The 16,345-nt window shown below is 40.7% G+C and carries 14 protein-coding genes; 5 read left to right on the top strand and 9 right to left on the bottom strand.

Translation table 11 applies throughout. The annotated features are described in order from the left end of the window. Positions 1 to 20: 20 nt before the first annotated feature. Both H5162_RS06665 and nudB read left to right on the top strand, forming a co-directional pair. Positions 21 to 749 carry a sulfite exporter TauE/SafE family protein gene (locus tag H5162_RS06665; protein WP_182778011.1) on the top strand — a complete coding sequence of 243 codons (729 nt, stop codon included), beginning with the start codon at positions 21 to 23 and terminating at the stop codon, positions 747 to 749. 65 nt (positions 750 to 814) lie between these two features. After that, entirely contained in the window at positions 815 to 1,258 is a 444-nt protein-coding gene (gene nudB, locus H5162_RS06660; protein WP_182717536.1) for a dihydroneopterin triphosphate diphosphatase, read from the top strand. Between the two features lie 45 nt (positions 1,259 to 1,303). Here the strand turns inward: nudB and H5162_RS06655 are convergent, their stop codons facing one another. The 5 genes from H5162_RS06655 to H5162_RS06635 form a co-directional block, all read right to left on the bottom strand. Beyond that, positions 1,304 to 2,182, bottom strand: coding sequence for a DNA-binding domain-containing protein (locus tag H5162_RS06655; protein WP_182717537.1), 879 nt, complete (start codon positions 2,180 to 2,182; stop codon positions 1,304 to 1,306). Beyond that, positions 2,179 to 3,120, bottom strand: a complete 942-nt coding sequence (locus H5162_RS06650) for a DUF692 domain-containing protein (protein ID WP_145240178.1) — start codon at positions 3,118 to 3,120, stop codon at positions 2,179 to 2,181. Before H5162_RS06650 ends, H5162_RS06655 begins: the two co-directional genes overlap by 4 nt. Before the next feature lie 13 nt (positions 3,121 to 3,133). Next, entirely contained in the window at positions 3,134 to 5,407 is a 2,274-nt protein-coding gene (locus H5162_RS06645) for a ferritin-like protein (RefSeq protein WP_259398180.1), read from the bottom strand. Positions 5,408 to 5,806: 399 nt separating this feature from the next. Continuing rightward, positions 5,807 to 6,952: a DUF1624 domain-containing protein gene (locus H5162_RS06640; protein WP_182778007.1), complete on the bottom strand. Its 1,146-nt coding sequence runs from the start codon at positions 6,950 to 6,952 to the stop codon at positions 5,807 to 5,809. Then, a complete protein-coding gene (locus H5162_RS06635; RefSeq protein WP_182778005.1) occupies positions 6,942 to 9,014 on the bottom strand; it encodes a TonB-dependent siderophore receptor in 2,073 nt (690 codons plus the stop codon). The genes H5162_RS06640 and H5162_RS06635 overlap by 11 nt, the downstream gene beginning before the upstream one ends. 175 nt (positions 9,015 to 9,189) lie before the next feature. Between H5162_RS06635 and H5162_RS06630 the strand changes: the two genes are divergently transcribed. Together H5162_RS06630 and H5162_RS06625 are read left to right on the top strand one after the other, a co-directional pair. Beyond that, positions 9,190 to 9,636, top strand: coding sequence for an energy transducer TonB (locus H5162_RS06630; RefSeq protein ID WP_182734996.1), 447 nt, complete (start codon positions 9,190 to 9,192; stop codon positions 9,634 to 9,636). Between the two features lie 79 nt (positions 9,637 to 9,715). Further along, positions 9,716 to 9,961 (top strand): DUF3297 family protein, encoded by a 246-nt coding sequence (locus H5162_RS06625; protein WP_149982278.1) that lies wholly within the window; start codon positions 9,716 to 9,718, stop codon positions 9,959 to 9,961. 55 nt (positions 9,962 to 10,016) lie between these two features. Here the strand turns inward: H5162_RS06625 and H5162_RS06620 are convergent, their stop codons facing one another. The 4 genes from H5162_RS06620 to H5162_RS06605 all read right to left on the bottom strand — a co-directional run bounded on the left by H5162_RS06620 (position 10,017) and on the right by H5162_RS06605 (position 15,480). Then, complete coding sequence (locus H5162_RS06620) at positions 10,017 to 11,312, bottom strand: DEAD/DEAH box helicase (RefSeq protein WP_182778003.1); 1,296 nt, start codon at positions 11,310 to 11,312, stop codon at positions 10,017 to 10,019. A gap of 174 nt (positions 11,313 to 11,486) precedes the next feature. After that, the gene (locus tag H5162_RS06615) at positions 11,487 to 12,677 is read right to left on the bottom strand and encodes an alpha/beta hydrolase-fold protein (protein ID WP_182778001.1); all 1,191 of its coding nucleotides are present in this window, start codon (positions 12,675 to 12,677) and stop codon (positions 11,487 to 11,489) included. A 110-nt stretch (positions 12,678 to 12,787) separates the two neighbouring features. Beyond that, on the bottom strand, positions 12,788 to 14,608 hold the full coding sequence (gene glmS / locus H5162_RS06610) for a glutamine--fructose-6-phosphate transaminase (isomerizing) (protein WP_182734993.1): 1,821 nt from the start codon (positions 14,606 to 14,608) through the stop codon (positions 12,788 to 12,790). 113 nt (positions 14,609 to 14,721) lie between these two features. After that, complete coding sequence (locus tag H5162_RS06605; RefSeq protein ID WP_182730667.1) at positions 14,722 to 15,480, bottom strand: DeoR/GlpR family DNA-binding transcription regulator; 759 nt, start codon at positions 15,478 to 15,480, stop codon at positions 14,722 to 14,724. Between the two features lie 180 nt (positions 15,481 to 15,660). Here H5162_RS06605 and H5162_RS06600 point away from each other — a divergent pair, with 180 nt between their 5' ends. Beyond that, positions 15,661 to 16,188, top strand: a complete 528-nt coding sequence (locus tag H5162_RS06600) for a sugar O-acetyltransferase (protein ID WP_182777998.1) — start codon at positions 15,661 to 15,663, stop codon at positions 16,186 to 16,188. The last annotated feature ends 157 nt before the right edge of the window (positions 16,189 to 16,345 follow it).

The raw sequence follows: 16,345 nt of genomic DNA, 5'->3' as shown, positions 1-16,345 counted from the left end.
ATCAGTAAGTAAAAAAACCAATGACAGTAACAACCCTTTCTATCATCGCATTTGTCGTATTGCTCACCGGCGTGTCAAAATCAGGCTTTGCAGGAGCGCTTGGAGTGTTTAGTGTCCCTTTACTAATGCTAGTGATGCCCCCCGTTGCCGCAATCGGTTTGATGCTACCGGTACTTATTGTTGCCGATGTCTTTAGTTTAAAAAGTTACTGGCAACAATGGGATATACAGCAACTTAAACGCTTACTACCGGGTTTATTGGTAGGCGTAGTTATTGCACATGCGTTAATTGGCTGGTTAGATGCGACGTTTATAAAAACAGCGATTGCTATTTTATGTATAGTGTTTGCTATTCGCAGTTTAGCCTTTAGCAAGTTTACTTTTAGTGCCTTAAATAGCCGTTTAGGTGCCTTCTCTATGGGCGGTTTAGCCGGTATTGCAAGTACCTTAGTACATGCTGGCGGCCCACCTTTAATAATGTATTTCAGTACCATTAAGTTACCACCGAAACGATTTGTCGCAACTGTGGCGATTATTTTTGCGATGATGAATGCCGTCAAGCTTATTGGCTTTATTAGTCTGGGTTTAATCGAAATAAAGTGGGCATTAATTGCACTTGCCAGCTTGCCGATTGCTTTTTGTGGTAATCGTTTAGGGATCTGGTTGCAGGGCAAACTCAATACTTCGCAGTTTCTGAAAATAATGAATGTACTACTCTTGTTGCTGGGTATTTGGTTGTTAGTGATGTGATCTGGCTAGTTAAACATTTCGTAGTTAGGTAAACTGATTCAACAAACGCTATTTAAGGCTCTATTTTGTTAAATAACCAACCACTTCGTAAACCCTTCTCTGTACTGGTTGTTATTTATAAAAAAAATAAAGACTGTTTACTGATCCAACGTACCGATGATGCTAACTTTTGGCAATCAGTCACCGGCGGGATTGATGAAGGCGAAACGCCTATTGTGACAGCTTACCGTGAGCTATTAGAAGAAACAGGGATAGATGCCCGCGCACTGGGTTTAACAATACGTGATCACCAAAAAACCAATCAATATACCATTAGAGAGTCATGGCGACACCGCTATCAAGCCAATGCGTTAATTAATACTGAGTATGTTTTTAGTATTTGCGTACCCGATGATATCGCCATTACTTTAGATCCGAATGAGCACACCGATTTTATTTGGCTAACGCAACAACAAGCGGCTGACAAAGCCTGGTCGCCAAGTAATCGCGATGAAATCTTGGCGCTATAGTTTATTTAATTGTTATCAATTAGGTTAACTGCTTACTTGTAGCACTTATTGAAACAATAAGCCCATATTGATTGCTTGTGGCAACCACATCATTGCGTCTGAGGTTAACTCATCGCTAGAAACCTCTAGCTGTAATGCTGTTTGCTTAATCGCCATATTAAAGCTACTTCCTTGTATACAAAAACCGAGTAGCAAATACTGCCAATGAGCTAAAGACCAGACTCTAAATCTATAATGTATACGTGTTAAAGCAAGGTAACATGGTTGCTGAATAGGTAAAATCAACTCATCAGGCATTACTTCTAATTTTGCTATGCAGGCTTCAATTTGTGAAATGAGCTCTAAAATAGGGTAATCTAATGTTATTACCCGCAAACAAGGCGCCGCTTGAATATCAGTATTATTTACTAAACACGTGAGCATTTGCTGTTCGATAGAAAGCTCGGTTGCCGTTACATTTTTTTCAAGACCTTGGGCTACTAACACCTCAGACTTGGTGCGTTCAAATAAGGCTATTTGAGCAGGTAAATCGACCATAGTTTGTTGAGCAACATCGATTATACCTTGTGGTTTAGTTTGTGCTAAAAATTCGGCAAATTGCTCACCTAAATAATATAGACTCCAACTTTTAGAAGGCACCGTCACAATAAATGCTTTAGCAAATGTGGAAAATAACGAATCTCCCATATACTGCGCCAACAATGAAAACTCACAACGTAAACAATCCACAAGCCTTAGCACATAACCTGCAGCGTAAATATCTACTCGCTGCTGGGCTGAAATTTTATCTGTACTTTTAATTAGCGTATCAAGCATAACGCCATCATGCGCATATGCCTGTAAGAGTTTATCATCCAAATCACCACGAACAATTAATACTGTTTGCAACCAATGTTGCACTTGCCTCAATGAATGTTCACTCATAATTTCTCTTTAGCTAAAACCAGCGGTGTAGAAATACAACCTTGTTGGTGGCTATTTTGTACTGGAGCATGAGGAATTTGACCCGCTAATACAGTTTTAGCTTTGTTTAACTCAGCGACTAATTCAGGAAACGCAGGAATATTTGCATCCCATTCCAGTAAAGTCGAGACAGGCCCACATAAAGATTGCGCGAGTTGATACAATTCCCATACAGGTTCAGGAACTGGTTTATCATGGGTATCTATCAAACAATGCCCGCTGAGTGTTGGCCCCGCCAAATGCATTTGCACAATACTTTTAAGCGGTAAGTTTTTTATATATGTCCTTGGGCAAAAACCGTGATTATACGCCGACACATAAACATTATTAACGTCTAGCAGCATAGCACACTGTGTTTGTTCGACCAGCTGCGTAAAAAACTCCGGCTCCGTGAGCGACGAGTTTTGAAACTCTAAATAAGTAGAGGGGTTCTCCAGCACTAATGGCCGCTGTAAAAAGTCTTGTACCTGATTAACCCGGTTAATAACATGCTTTAAGCTTTCCTCAGTAAGCGGCATAGGTAGTAAATCGTGGCTATTTACTCCTGCAAAGCCTGTCCAACATAGATGATCTGATATCCACGCTGGTTTTACAAAATCCGCCAATGCTTTTAACTTTTCTAAATAGTCAAAATCAAGCGCAGAGCTACTGCCTATATTCATAGACACACCATGCATAACAATAGGGAAATCAGCCATCAATTGTTCTAATACATGACGGCCATAGCCATAATTATCGATGTAATTTTCACTAATGATCTCAAACCAATCAACCCCTGTTACTGGTTTTTGCATTAAGTACGGATAATGCTCACTGCGCAACCCCAAACCAAAGCCTAGCGGGTTTATTTGCTCAATAGCAGAAGCAGCAAAAGGCTGCTTCTGTATGTATGATGTCATGTATTCAATCCAATTAAGTTGAAGGCGGAAGCGCTAAGCGAATATCATCTGCAGGTGGCGGCGTAGTTTGCACTCCTTTTGCATTACAATAGGCCTGCCACGCGATACTGTAAACCGCATCACCTTCTTTAAATGGCATTTGCTCTAGAACTTTACCTGTTTCTGGGTCGGTATATGGTTTAGCCGTAGATGCATAGTCTGGTCCATCACCAAATTCAAACAATTGCATCTGGGGTTTTGCTGATGGCTCTTTTGGGAATAGCTGCGAGGCAGAAATCGGCACAGCACAGCCACCTAAATTATTACATTTGTTATTTGCAGGAGCGCTAAATGGACCATCAGCAGGGGCGCTACCACCACAGCTTCCTCCCGGTGTTGTGCTATGCACAAACCCACACCCACCTTGCGCTTTGCAATTGTTCGAACCTTTACAGCTGTGGAAAACTGTTGCGGGAGGCAAATTATTTGAATTTTCTTTTGTATAATCCATACCTTGGCATGCATGGTATAAAACATCCTTAGACATATCCGCAATACCCGCAACCAGATCTGGAGCCTGCCCTGTTGTAGCCCAACAAATAGATACTCGATCGCCCGAACCACCCATTGCAGGACCTGGAAACTCAGTCGTTTTACCACCCCAATAGCGATCCAATGCTGTGGTAAGTCCTTTTAAAGTGCCAACCGCTGATTCACTAAAAATTTGATGTGTTTGTGCACGACGTTCAGGGCTAGAAAACAAATTATTCAATGCTTTTTCTACATCAACTACAGCAGGTAAATCTGGGTGCTTATGCTTAGCCTTATCGCCACCTTGCGGGTTAAGCATTGCTACTGTAAATTTACCGCACAAGTTATGCCACGTTTGCCAGGTCATATACACTTGGGCCGCGTTGTTATCACTGTAAGATTGACCCTCTTGGTATTCATATTGAATAATCAAATCAAGTACATCAGCAAAGGTAATAAAATGATCTTTTTTAGTATTTGTAATACGTGCGCATGCAATACCTGATACTGGAAGTGGCTTTTGCCCAGCGCTATCCGCTGGGTAATCTTCTTTTAGGTTATCAGCATTAGGTTGAAACTTAGCAGCGACCTGATGATCATCTGCCTCAATCGGTGTGCTTTTCAATGCTACCGTTTGTTGCTGCAAATACGTTATTACCCAACTCTCTGCCGCCCAGCGGCTGCAGATTTCAGAAACAACACCTTTACCTTCACCTTGATCCGTTATTGCATTGATATTATTAACAATCTCAATTTTTAACTTATCTAGATCATTACTTTCATTGATTGAACCATTAATCCCCGGGTATTGCGGTTTATATTCGCCTGAGTCACGAGTATTAAAGTAATCACGTTGCACGGAATCAGGTTTAGCTGGATTCACCAAAATATCAATTAAGCTACTACCATCCTCATACACAATTTCAAGATAGTCCCAATAACAGCAATACATATGCCCGATAGAACCAAACATAGGTAAATCAACTTCTGTATCTGTTGCTTTAAACCAATCAAAAGGAGCTGTTTCAAAGTATTTAGGGCGAACTCCATCTAAATCTTTATTAATTATTAATTTTTTTGCACTTTCCTCGGTTTCTTCAATCAATAAAAACAGTAAAGCCTGCTCTTTTGTCAATGCAGCTGCATTGACTCGCATATCTTGTAGTGTTTGACCCTGAAAGTGAGTTGCAAAGTATTCTTTCACTTTAGGGCTAAGTTTTGATAAATCACGGCTGCAGTCTTTAAAATCTAAGATATGCGGGATTTGCGTTGTATCGTCATAACAATGCCAACCAAACTTTTCTGTTTGCAGTGCATTACTGGTAAATGAAGGAGTTAGATTTAGTTTACTGGCGATATTAGAAGCCAACTGTAAATGCAGCATTTCTTCTATAAACACACTATAAACAGCATTAAACGCCTGTTCATTTACGCTCAGTGGCTTGCTGGGTTTTGGCGTTGGAGTAATATCTAATTTTGCTATTCGTTCATTAGGAATAAAGCCTGCTGTTGCCCCTAACCCAGGCCATAAACGCTCGGGATACAAGCCTTCATCCCCACCTATTGCATGCATGCCTTGTATTGAATACAGACCTGTCATATATAACGGGATGGTAAATAACTCAACGTTAATCGCAGCTTGTGCGATGGCTTTTATACACGCAATATCAGCGTCTTTGTAACTTACGGGACGCTCTTTAATTTTTTTGTATTGTTTGATGCTGACTTTAAGATCAAGATCGAGGTTAATCCTTACCGCCTTTTGTGCACTCTGCATTTTCAATTGCTCCATGATGACAGTTATATGCGACCAAGAAACTTGTCGCGTAAGTCAAATGAGTGTAGAAGGTTTCATCAGCGATGCAGTATTACAATACATTACAAAAGTAGATATTTGGTACAGAAGTAAAACTAATACTTTATTCAAAAACAGTAAAAAGCGCGTTGATAAGCACATTAAAGTGGCGTCCGTTCACCCAACAAGCATTATGCTGTTTCGGCTCAGTAATATCGTTTACCCGCTAGTAGCAATCATTTTACTGCGAATATTTACCTCTATCGGCATCATTGTAGATTTGCAAGTAAGATTTAATACTGAATACCCTTGTTATACCCAGCCCCAAAAGCTAGGTATAACAAGTGGATAAATAGCCGGCGCTATAACCGCTGTTTGTTACTATAAATACTTTAACCAAGGTTTATTTGCTTTGCGCTTATAGTGACTAAATGCCTTAGTTGGCCAATATAAAGTAACGGCTAACACAACCGTAATTAACCAAATCCATGTAATATCATTTACGGCAAAATATGCACCATGATTAGCACCAAAAATAGCACTGCAAATTGTGTATAAAATCAATAAAACGTAAAGATGAAAAATATAAAAGAACATCGGCACCGAGCCATACACTCTTAAAGCATTACTAAAGCGATTTAACGGACGCTCAAAAAACCATAAGCCAAAAAACATCAGCGCTAAAGTGATTAATAAAAAGCTCAGTGAAGGTGGATATTTGGTAACGTTAAATATCGACATAGCCGTTTGCACTGCTGTTGAAAACTGCTGCCAAGGTAGCGTTTCGCCATAGATATTTAAGCCGCGTAAAATAGCAAATAACGCTATACACGCTAAGCCCAAACCAATCAGCCACTGTTTACGATCTTCACTGTCTCGATTATGTGCGTACAGTGGGCCTGCGCAGTAACCAAGTAATATAACCCCAATCCAAGGTAATACTGGGTAACTGATTTTGACATTAACTAAACCACCTTCAGAGATAAAGCCGCGATCATGCAGAATAGTCCATAAGGTATAACCCCACTCATCAGGACTGAAGGTAATTGGTGTGAGTAAGTTATGGCCAAAAACGATCAATAAACCCAATGCTAACAATAGTCGTTGCGGTAAGTTAATTAGTAATGCCAGAGCCAGCATACACAGGCCAATAGCCCATATCACTTGTAGAAAAATAGTCGGGATAAACCAAATCCACAAAAAGCAAATAACCGTAACTTCAAGGGCAATTAAAAACAACCCCCGCTTAACTAAAAAACTACGTGCAGAGCGTACTTTACCTGAGCTTGGGTGGCTATAAAGCCACGCCGAAAGCCCTGTTAAAAAGATAAAGGTTGGCGCGCAAAAGTGCGCAGCAAAACGGCTCCAAAACAACCCTGAAGAGGTAACGTCAACATCCATTGGGTCTAATACCGGCATTTGCGAGAAAAAACGCTCTCGCACATGATCAAGTAGCATGAGTAAGATAACCACGCCACGCATAATATCGATACTGTGAATACGGTTTTTAACTTGTTCAGAAGTCATATGTTATACCCAATTTAAACTGTGTTGGTGCACCAGGGTAGGCCCATAATGCGTTGTAGCTACTGGCTATGTAGCTTTCATCAAATACATTATCAACATTAAGTGAAACATTTGTCCGTTCAGTCGCCTGCCATTGAGCAAATAAACCCACCAGTTGATAACTTGGTAAGTTAAAAGATAAGCTTATTGGGTCGCCTAGTCGCTCTGAAATATATTGATAATGACCACCAAATTTAATGTCTTGCTCAAGTACACGGGTATTGTGATTTAAAGAAAGCGAAAAATTATTTTTTGGTACGTTAACTAACGGGCTACCTTTAGGAATAGGCTCTAACCACTCAACATTAATCATGTCTTTGGCCGTTTCAGCCTTTACGTAAGCATACGAAAGTGTGTACTGAGTGTTTTCACCTAAACTACCAGTCAGATCAACCTCAATACCTTTACTGGTTACTTTACCAATAGGTTTTGAATAACCCTTATCGTCAGCCACCAACATGTTGCCTTTGCTAGCATCAAATAAAGCGATGGTACCGCTTACGTTGTCAAAGCCAAACTTCACACCCACTTCAAAGGAATCACTTTCTTCAAAACCAAACGATTTACCCTTAGCATCAGTACCACTTAAAGGTATAAACCCTTCGGAATAGCTGGTATAAAGGTTAATCGCATCATTTAGCTCATATACCATCCCTAGCCGTGGGCTAAGTCGGTTCATCGTGCTATCTGAGGCAACGCCTGACTTAGTCTCGAAAATATTCTGCTCAATTTCATCAAACCGCAATCCCAGCATTAATTTAAAACGCTCGGTAAGGTCTAACTGATCTTGTACATAAATACCGTATGCCTTTTGCTTTTCATTGTTTTCATACAGTTGCGCAACATCGGGGCCTTGCCCTTCACTGTAGTTTGGCTGATAAATATTTAATGTGTACGTATCTTTACCACCACGATAACGATAAAGCCCAGTGCGAAGCTCATAGTCATACCCATCAACACCAATCAAAACATGGTTAGTGATATCAGCAAGATCAAAATGACCACTTAATTCTGCGCGTACTGACAAATCATTAGAGTAATAATCTCTATAACGGTGTTGACGCGTAAGCATAGGATTATCTAAAGACAAAGTCTGTCTTGGAGGAGATAGTTCAGCATCAGACGAAAAACCTGTTAACGTAGCGGTACGATGGTTAGCGCCCAATAAGAGTGACCAGTCGCGATTAAAGTCATAGTCATAATTAAGTTGGTGTCCGCGAGAGTGCACTTTAGTTGGCGCATCATTAGGGTTACCTAAAAAGCGACTTCTAGGTACGGTGTCAAAATTATCGTTAAGTACAACAATACCTCGGTCATACATTTGCTGCTGGTCAACGTATTCAAACTCATACGTTAATGACGATTTATTATTGATGCTGTAATACAAAGAAGGCGTGATCACAAACTTATCATGATGTACGTGATCTCGAAAACTGTCACTATCTTGCCATGCACCATTAATTCGAAATGCAATATCTTCAGTTAGGCCGTTAGTGTAATCACCTTGCACACGTTTATGATCTTCACTGCCAAGTTCAGCTTTTAACTGGCCTTGCTGATAGAACTGTGGTTTTTTAGTAATGATATTAATTGTACCACCTGGTTCAGAACGACCATAGAGTGCAGAACCAGGACCTTTTAACACTTCAATATATTCAATGTTAGATACATCACGTGGGCCCGCAAAACCTCGCCCACCACTAAAGCCATTAATTAAATAGCCGGATGGCATATTTTCATTACCCGATAGCCCCCGTATAGAGTAGCTATCCCACAATGCCCCGCCATTATTTTTACGAGAAATACTGGCAGAAAAATCCAGTGCATCTCTAAACTTGGTAATGCCATTATCAACCATCATTTCTTTACTTAATGTGGTAATTGACTGCGGTAATTCTTTAAGCGGAATATCGCCTCTAAAGGCTTGCTTATGTGCAATAGTGATGGTTTCTATATCTGATTCTGTGGCATTAGAGCCAAAAGAAAGTGCTGCAAAGACAAGAGTTAATGCTGAGTACTTCATGATCCACTTTTAATAATAGCTAGGTTTATTTGGATATAATATAACATACTAAAAAATAGTGATACATTATAACGTTTAGTTTAATAAAAAATAAATAAACCTGTCTAGAAATCAAGCTATTAATTATAAGCAAATTACGTTAAGGTTTAGCTCTGAGCAATATTTAAGGATGATTATGAAAGCCCTCGTTTACATAGCCTGCTTAATTTTTTCGTTTAATACTTTATCGCAAAGTAATGATATTTCAGATAAAAGGCCCATAGCAGACATTCAAGCTCAATACTTAGATCTACAAGGTGTTTGGCACCGACTACAAAAAATACCTAATCATGAATACCCGCTAGAATTATTGAATATTCAGGGTAAAGGCTGTGCAGAAACCAGCTTTGTCATTTCAAAAAGCGGCACAGTGAAGAATATAATAATAAATAATACCGATCCAAAACGCTATGGCCGCCAGCTACAAACGGCTACCCGACAACTTGTTCGTAAATGGCATTGGCCTGAGCAAGAGCAAGCGACTAACCTCACTATGCGCTTTGATTATTGCTTTGACAAAGATGTCACTCGTGACGAAATAATTAGCCACTGTATTAAGCAATCAAAGCAACTGTGCAGTTAATTTATTTTGATCAGTATATTGAGCCTAAGGCCTGTATTGCCTACAATGGCACACAATATATTCAATGCAGATCACAATTATGACTGATACAAATAAACCAGAATTACCAGATCAACTTTCGATCAACCCACGTAGCAAATTTTATGTAGAAGAAGTATTCGAGCATGAAATCGGCATTACACTTAACGGCAAAGAGCGTTTTGACGTTGAAGAGTACTGCATCAGTGAAGGTTGGATCAAAGTAGCCGCACCTAAAGCACTAGACCGCCGCGGCCAGCCATTACTTATGAAAGTAAAAGGCACAGTAGAAGCGTTTTATAAGTAAACTAACTGTTTACTGTAAATGAAAAAGCCGACTGAAGTCGGCTTTTTTGTGTTTGTTACTTACGACGCCAGCCGCTCCATACATCATCTATATCATCGGCTTTATTTCTGTTCTTTTTCTTACCAGTACCTTCAGGCTTGGCCATTGGCTTGTCGTTTTTAAGCGCAAGTGCTGCATCAAGGTTGGCTTGGTTTACGGCAAAGCCTGTTACTTCTTCACGCTCTAGGCGTAGTTTGTTTTTCTTTTCGATAATTTTAAAGTGATGAAAGTCTTCATAATCAATCAGTGATAACGCTAAGCCTACTTCACCAGCACGGCCACTTCGGCCAATACGGTGCATGTAATCAGCAGGGCTGCGTGGTAAGTTAAAGTTAATAACGACAGGCAGTTTGGCAATGTCTAAACCACGGGCGGCAATATCGGTGGCAATCAGCACTTCAATTTCACCTGCTTTAAATTTTTCGATTACCCGAGTACGTTCACTTTGGCCTTTATCGCCATGGAATACTTGCGCGTTAACGCCTCGTTTTTCGAGCTTACTGGCTAAGTGCTCACAATCTTTTTTAGCGTTGACAAAAATCAGTGCTTGGCGCCATTGCTGCTGTTTAATTAAATGCGCTAAAACCGTGGTTTTTTCGCCTTTATTAACCGTAAATACACGCTGTACTAAGGTGCTTTCATCTTTGCTTTGTACTTGTATTTCTATCGGGTCGTTTAACAACTCTTGGGTTAATAGCTTAACTTGCTCAGGGAAAGTCGCTGAAAACAACATGGTTTGTTTTTTAGCGGGCATAAGCGCTAATAAGTTAGCCAGTTCTTCGGTAAAACCAAGGCTCAACATGCGATCAGCTTCATCAAGCACTAAAGTTTTGACTCTATCGAGCTTAATCGCATTACTTGAGATTAAATCAAGCAAACGCCCAGGGGTTGCCACGATGATATCGGCACCGCCACGTAATGCCTGCATTTGGGTATTAACCGATACACCACCAAACACGGCAACTGTTTTAATCGCGCCGTTAAAATGCGCCGAATACGACTTAACATTATCAGCTACTTGCGTTGCAAGCTCACGGGTAGGTACCAAAATAAGCGCCGAGACATAGTTCCCTTTGGTATCTCGCTTGAGTGCACCTTGTGATATTTTTTGCAATATCGGTAATGCAAAGGTCGCTGTTTTACCAGAGCCGGTATTTGCACCAGCAATAAGGTCACTGCCCGCTAATATACTTGGTATTGCCTTAGCTTGAATTGGCGTAGGCTGGGTATATTCCAGCTCGGTTAAACGAGCTAGTAGCTCTGGGATAAGGCCAAGTTCGGTAAACGTGCTAGGGCTTGCGGCTGAGGTCATATTTATTACGGGCTTATTGCTAAAAAAGTAGCCTGTAATTTTAGCGTATTTAGCACGTATTAAGTAGGGGTTAGTGGTTTAAATAGTATTTAGTTGCCGCCAATAAAAAAGACGCTTTAGCGCCTTTTTTATTTAAAACTTCTAACTTATTGTTATTTCACAGTAACTAAAAAGCTAATTACGCTCATCAAACTCTGCTTGTAACCTTGTATTTGCATTTTTTAACGCATCAAAATAAGGGTAAGTAGTGTCTGCAAGCTCTAATGCTGCTTTTAAATACTCTAGCGCTTTTTTAAGATTGCCCTGCATTTCATAGCCATAACTTAGCCCCCATAATGCATCCACAGATTTGAGGTGATGTTTAATATTATGCTTGAATACTGCAATTGCTTGCTCAAACTGCTTTGTATTTACAAGATTGTAGCCAAGTTGCCTAACCGCTGCCTCTGGTGGCGCTATCTGCTCGCCCCATTGTTGAGATAAGCTTTGATAATAAGCATCAATAGAGGCTACATCGTCAGTTAAAGCACTTATGGGCATTTGCTTAGGTAAAAATAGGTGGTGATAGGCATTAAATGCCCCAGCAACGGAAGTCAGGTTATGCGACACACCATCAAACGCATCACTAAAGAAACGCAAATTTGCTAACTTATTCGATTGCAATGATTGTTGTAAGTCATCGTACCTTTCACGCATGATGCCGGCTTCTTCGCCGATATTGATATAAACGTAACTATTAAGGTCTTTGCTTTTAGCTATAAACGACTTTGTACTTTTTACTGAAGCACCATAGTTCCACCAAACCGCAGGGCTATAAGCAATGTGTGCTTGAAATAATTCAGGTTTGGCCTGCAAGGCATATAACGCAAATACACCACCAGCGGAGGCTCCAGAAATCACTTTATAATCATGCGTACGATAGTTTTTATCAACTAAAGGAATGAGCTCTTGTTCAAAGAACGCTAAAAACTTATCAGCCCCACCCCCTTCACCGACAGGGCCTTGGGGTTCTTTATTCACCGTCGGATAGAAATCTCTTAATCGATTGGTGTTTTCAATAGCGACAATAATAACCTCAGGCGCACGATTATCATTTTGTAAACGCTCAATAACAGCACTGGCAAGCGGTATATTACCTGCTCCATCTAGGCGATATATAACAGGGTATACCTTATTTGGCTCAGCTTGATAGCTTTTAGGCAACTGCACTGTAACTGTGCGTTCTTCGTTTAAAACAGCCGATTTAATAGTGTGCGTGTGCACAGAGTAATCTGTACTTTGTTGTTTAGTGTTAGATTGTGCAAAGGTATTTTGTGAACTAAAAACAAAAAAGCTAACAAAACACAGAGTGGTGAGTAAACGCATAACTAATCCCTTAGAGAATAATGAGTTACTTAAGCTAACAGAGTTTCAGGCACAAAAAAAGCGCATTAAGCGCTTTTTTGATATGAAAAAAACATTATAACCTTTTGATTTTATTCAACAGTAACCGATTTAGCTAGGTTACGTGGTTGGTCAACGTCAGTGCCTTTAATTACCGCTACGTAGTACGAAAGTAACTGTAGTGGGATTGTATATACAACTGGAGCAATTACGTCATCTACGTGGTTTACGTTGATCACACGCATGGTTTCGTCTGACTCAAAGTGTGAGTCTTTATCAGCGAATACATAGATGATGCCGCCGCGAGCACGGACTTCTTCTACGTTTGATTTAAGCTTTTCAAGCAATTCGTTGTTTGGTGCTACAACAATAATTGGCATGTCTGCGTCAATCAATGCTAATGGACCATGTTTAAGCTCACCTGCTGCATAGGCTTCTGCGTGAATGTATGAAATCTCTTTAAGCTTAAGTGCGCCTTCCATTGCGATTGGGTATTGCGACCCGCGACCTAAAAACAGTGAGTGGTGTTTATCAGCAAACTCTTCTGCAAGGTCTGCAATGCCATCAGCCAATAGTAGCGTTTCTTCTAATTTAGCTGGAAGCAATTTAATAGCGTTAACAATCGTACTTTGATCTAAGCCTTTCTCTTGCGCAATAGACGCAGTAAGCATTAACAAACCAACAAGCTGTGTAGTAAATGCTTTAGTAGAGGCTACACCAATTTCAGCACCGGCTTTGGTCATAAAGGCAAGGTCTGATTCGCGTACAAGCGATGAGCCTGGTACGTTACAAATAGTCATTGACCCCATATAGCCTTGCTCTTTAGCTAAACGAAGCGCAGCTAAAGTATCAGCCGTTTCACCCGATTGAGAAATAGTTACTAGCAGGCTATTTTCGTGTACAAACGACTGACGGTAACGGAACTCAGAGGCAATTTCTACGTTACAGCTAACACCTGCAAATTGCTCAAGCCAGTAGCGGGCAACCATACCTGAGTGGTAAGACGTACCACAGGCAATAATTTGTACGTGTTTTACGTCTTTAAATATTTGCTGAGCGCTTTCACCAAAGGCATCAATCGCTACGCGGTCGTCGTTTAAACGTCCTTCAAGGGTGTTACGTACAGCAAGCGGCTGCTCGTAAATCTCTTTAAGCATGTAGTGACGGTATTCACCTTTACCTGATGCATCTTGTGTGATGTTTGATTCAATGACTTCACGTTCAACGGCATTGCCGTCTACATCAAAAATTTCCACACTGTTACGGGTGATACGCGCTACATCACCTTCTTCAAGGTAGATAAAGGTACGAGTTACTGGTAATAATGCAAGTTGATCAGAAGCAATAAAGTTTTCACCAAGGCCTAAACCAATAACTAACGGGCTGCCTGAGCGCGCTACAATAATTTCGTTATCATTCGCTTTATCAAATACAACTGTACCAAATGCACCTTCAAACTGTTTAACAGCTGCTTGAACTGAGGCTAATAAAGTGGTGTGCTGCTGGCGAAGTTGATGAATTAAATGCACCATTACTTCGGTATCTGTGTCTGATAAAAACTCGTAACCATCGCCTTTCAGCGCTTCACGTAAGCTGGCGTGGTTTTCAATAATACCATTGTGCACTAAGGCAATTTCGCTGTTTGAAATATGCGGGTGCGCGTTTGCTTTCGTCACGCCGCCGTGAGTTGCCCAGCGAGTGTGTGCAATACCGGTAGTACCTTTTACGCCAGCTTCATCAAGCGCGTTTTCAAGGTTTACTACTTTACCCACTGCTTTTACAGTATTAAGTGTATTACCATCTAAAAGTGCCACACCAGCTGAGTCGTAACCACGGTATTCAAGACGCTTAAGGCCTTCAACTAAAATTTTATTTACTGGGCGTTCTGCAACGGCCCCAACTATTCCACACATAATTTCTCCTTTTGCACATGCCAAAGCGTCAACTTTGGGTTTGTATGTGTTGTTTAATATTTAAATGAACATCACAGGTGTTGTCGGCCTGTAATAAACACGAATTTGTAAATTTATAGCTCAGCGCAGATCAACTGCACACCACACGCTTGTATTGCTTGGCGAGTATCGAGTGCTAAGTTGCTGTCGGTGATAAGCGTAGTCACTTGCTGCCAAGGTAATTCTAAATTAGGGATTTTTCGGCCGATTTTTTCTGACTCCACCAGCACTATAACTTCACGAGCAGCGCCCGCCATAACTTGGCTTAGGCCTACAAGTTCATTAAAGGTAGTGGTACCGCGCTCAACATCAATGCCATCAGCACCAATAAATAGCTGATCAAAATCATAAGAACGTAAAACCCCCTCAGCAACTTGCCCCTGAAACGACTCAGAATGCGGGTCCCACGTACCACCGGTCATTAAAAGTGTTGGCTCGTTTTCCAGCGCTAATAAGCGATTAGCCACTTTAATTGCATTAGTCATCACCACTAAACCGCGCTTATTACCCAGTTCAGGGATCATTGCTGCTGTAGTACGACCACTGTCGATAATAATGCGGTTATGATCTTTGATTAGTGCTGCTGCGGCTTTGGCAATCGCCACTTTACGTTTTGAATCAATATCATCGCTTACAATTTCTTGCGGCAATGCAATCGCGCCACCATAGCGGCGCAGTAATAGTCCGCTTTTTTCAAGCGCTGTTAAGTCTTTACGAATGGTTACTTCAGAGGTTTGAAACTGCTCAGCTAAAATATCTACGGCTACTTCACCTAACTCATTAACTTGAGTAAGAATAAGGTGACGACGTTGCTGGGTGTTTCGTTTAGTCATTAAGCAAACCATTTAAGTTTCGTTTCGAAAGTTACGAGATTTTAAACGAAACTATGAAAATGGCAAGTGAATGTATAAAAATACCTCTAAATTCATAACAATATAATAAACCCTTCCAAGCGTTGATCTTATTAGCAATCAAGTTAAGCTAAGTGAAATTATAAATAATGGCATTAATTCATGAATAAATTCAACAGCCTTGATAAGTCATACTTAGAGCAACGTAAAATCACCCATGAAATCTGCCGCTTGTTTGCTAAAAGCCCCAGCAAAGGCAATTTAAAACGCATTAAGGGGCTTTTTGCGCAGTGTGGCGATGGAGTGGTTATTGAGGCAGGCTTTCACTTTGACTATGGCTCGCAAGTTCAAATTGGTGATCGTACTTTTATAAACATTAACTGCACTATGTTAGATGCGCCAATTAATGAAGGAGCCATAAGCATTGGCGACGATTGTTTAATCGGCCCGAACGTTCAGCTTTTGACAGTCTCTCATGCAGTTAATCCCATAGAGCGGCTCAATAAAGAAAACTTTGCAGCACCTATAACCATTGGCAATAACGTATGGATAGGCGCAGGCGTTATTGTACTTGCAGGTGTTAGCATTGGCGATAATGCTGTAGTAGGCGCAGGGTCTGTCGTCACCAAAGATATTGCAGCAAATACTGTTGTTGCAAGTAATCCCGCAGTGAAAATTAAAGATATTTAAACAGCACGACTCAAGTTTGCGAGCATATAAAAACTCGGCTTAAGCTCCTGTCGCGGGATAAACCCGCTACTGCCTCCCCCCTCAAATTGTTGGTCGTCATTTATGACGACAAGAATATACAAAAGGCCTATCGATGTTCTGATAGGCCTTAAGTAGG

It is taken from the genome of Pseudoalteromonas sp. SR41-8 (assembly GCF_014163915.1).
Taxonomy (GTDB): Bacteria; Pseudomonadota; Gammaproteobacteria; order Enterobacterales; family Alteromonadaceae; genus Pseudoalteromonas; species Pseudoalteromonas rhizosphaerae.
Note: the sequence above shows the minus strand (reverse complement) of the source record. Positions and strands in the feature narration are given on the sequence as shown.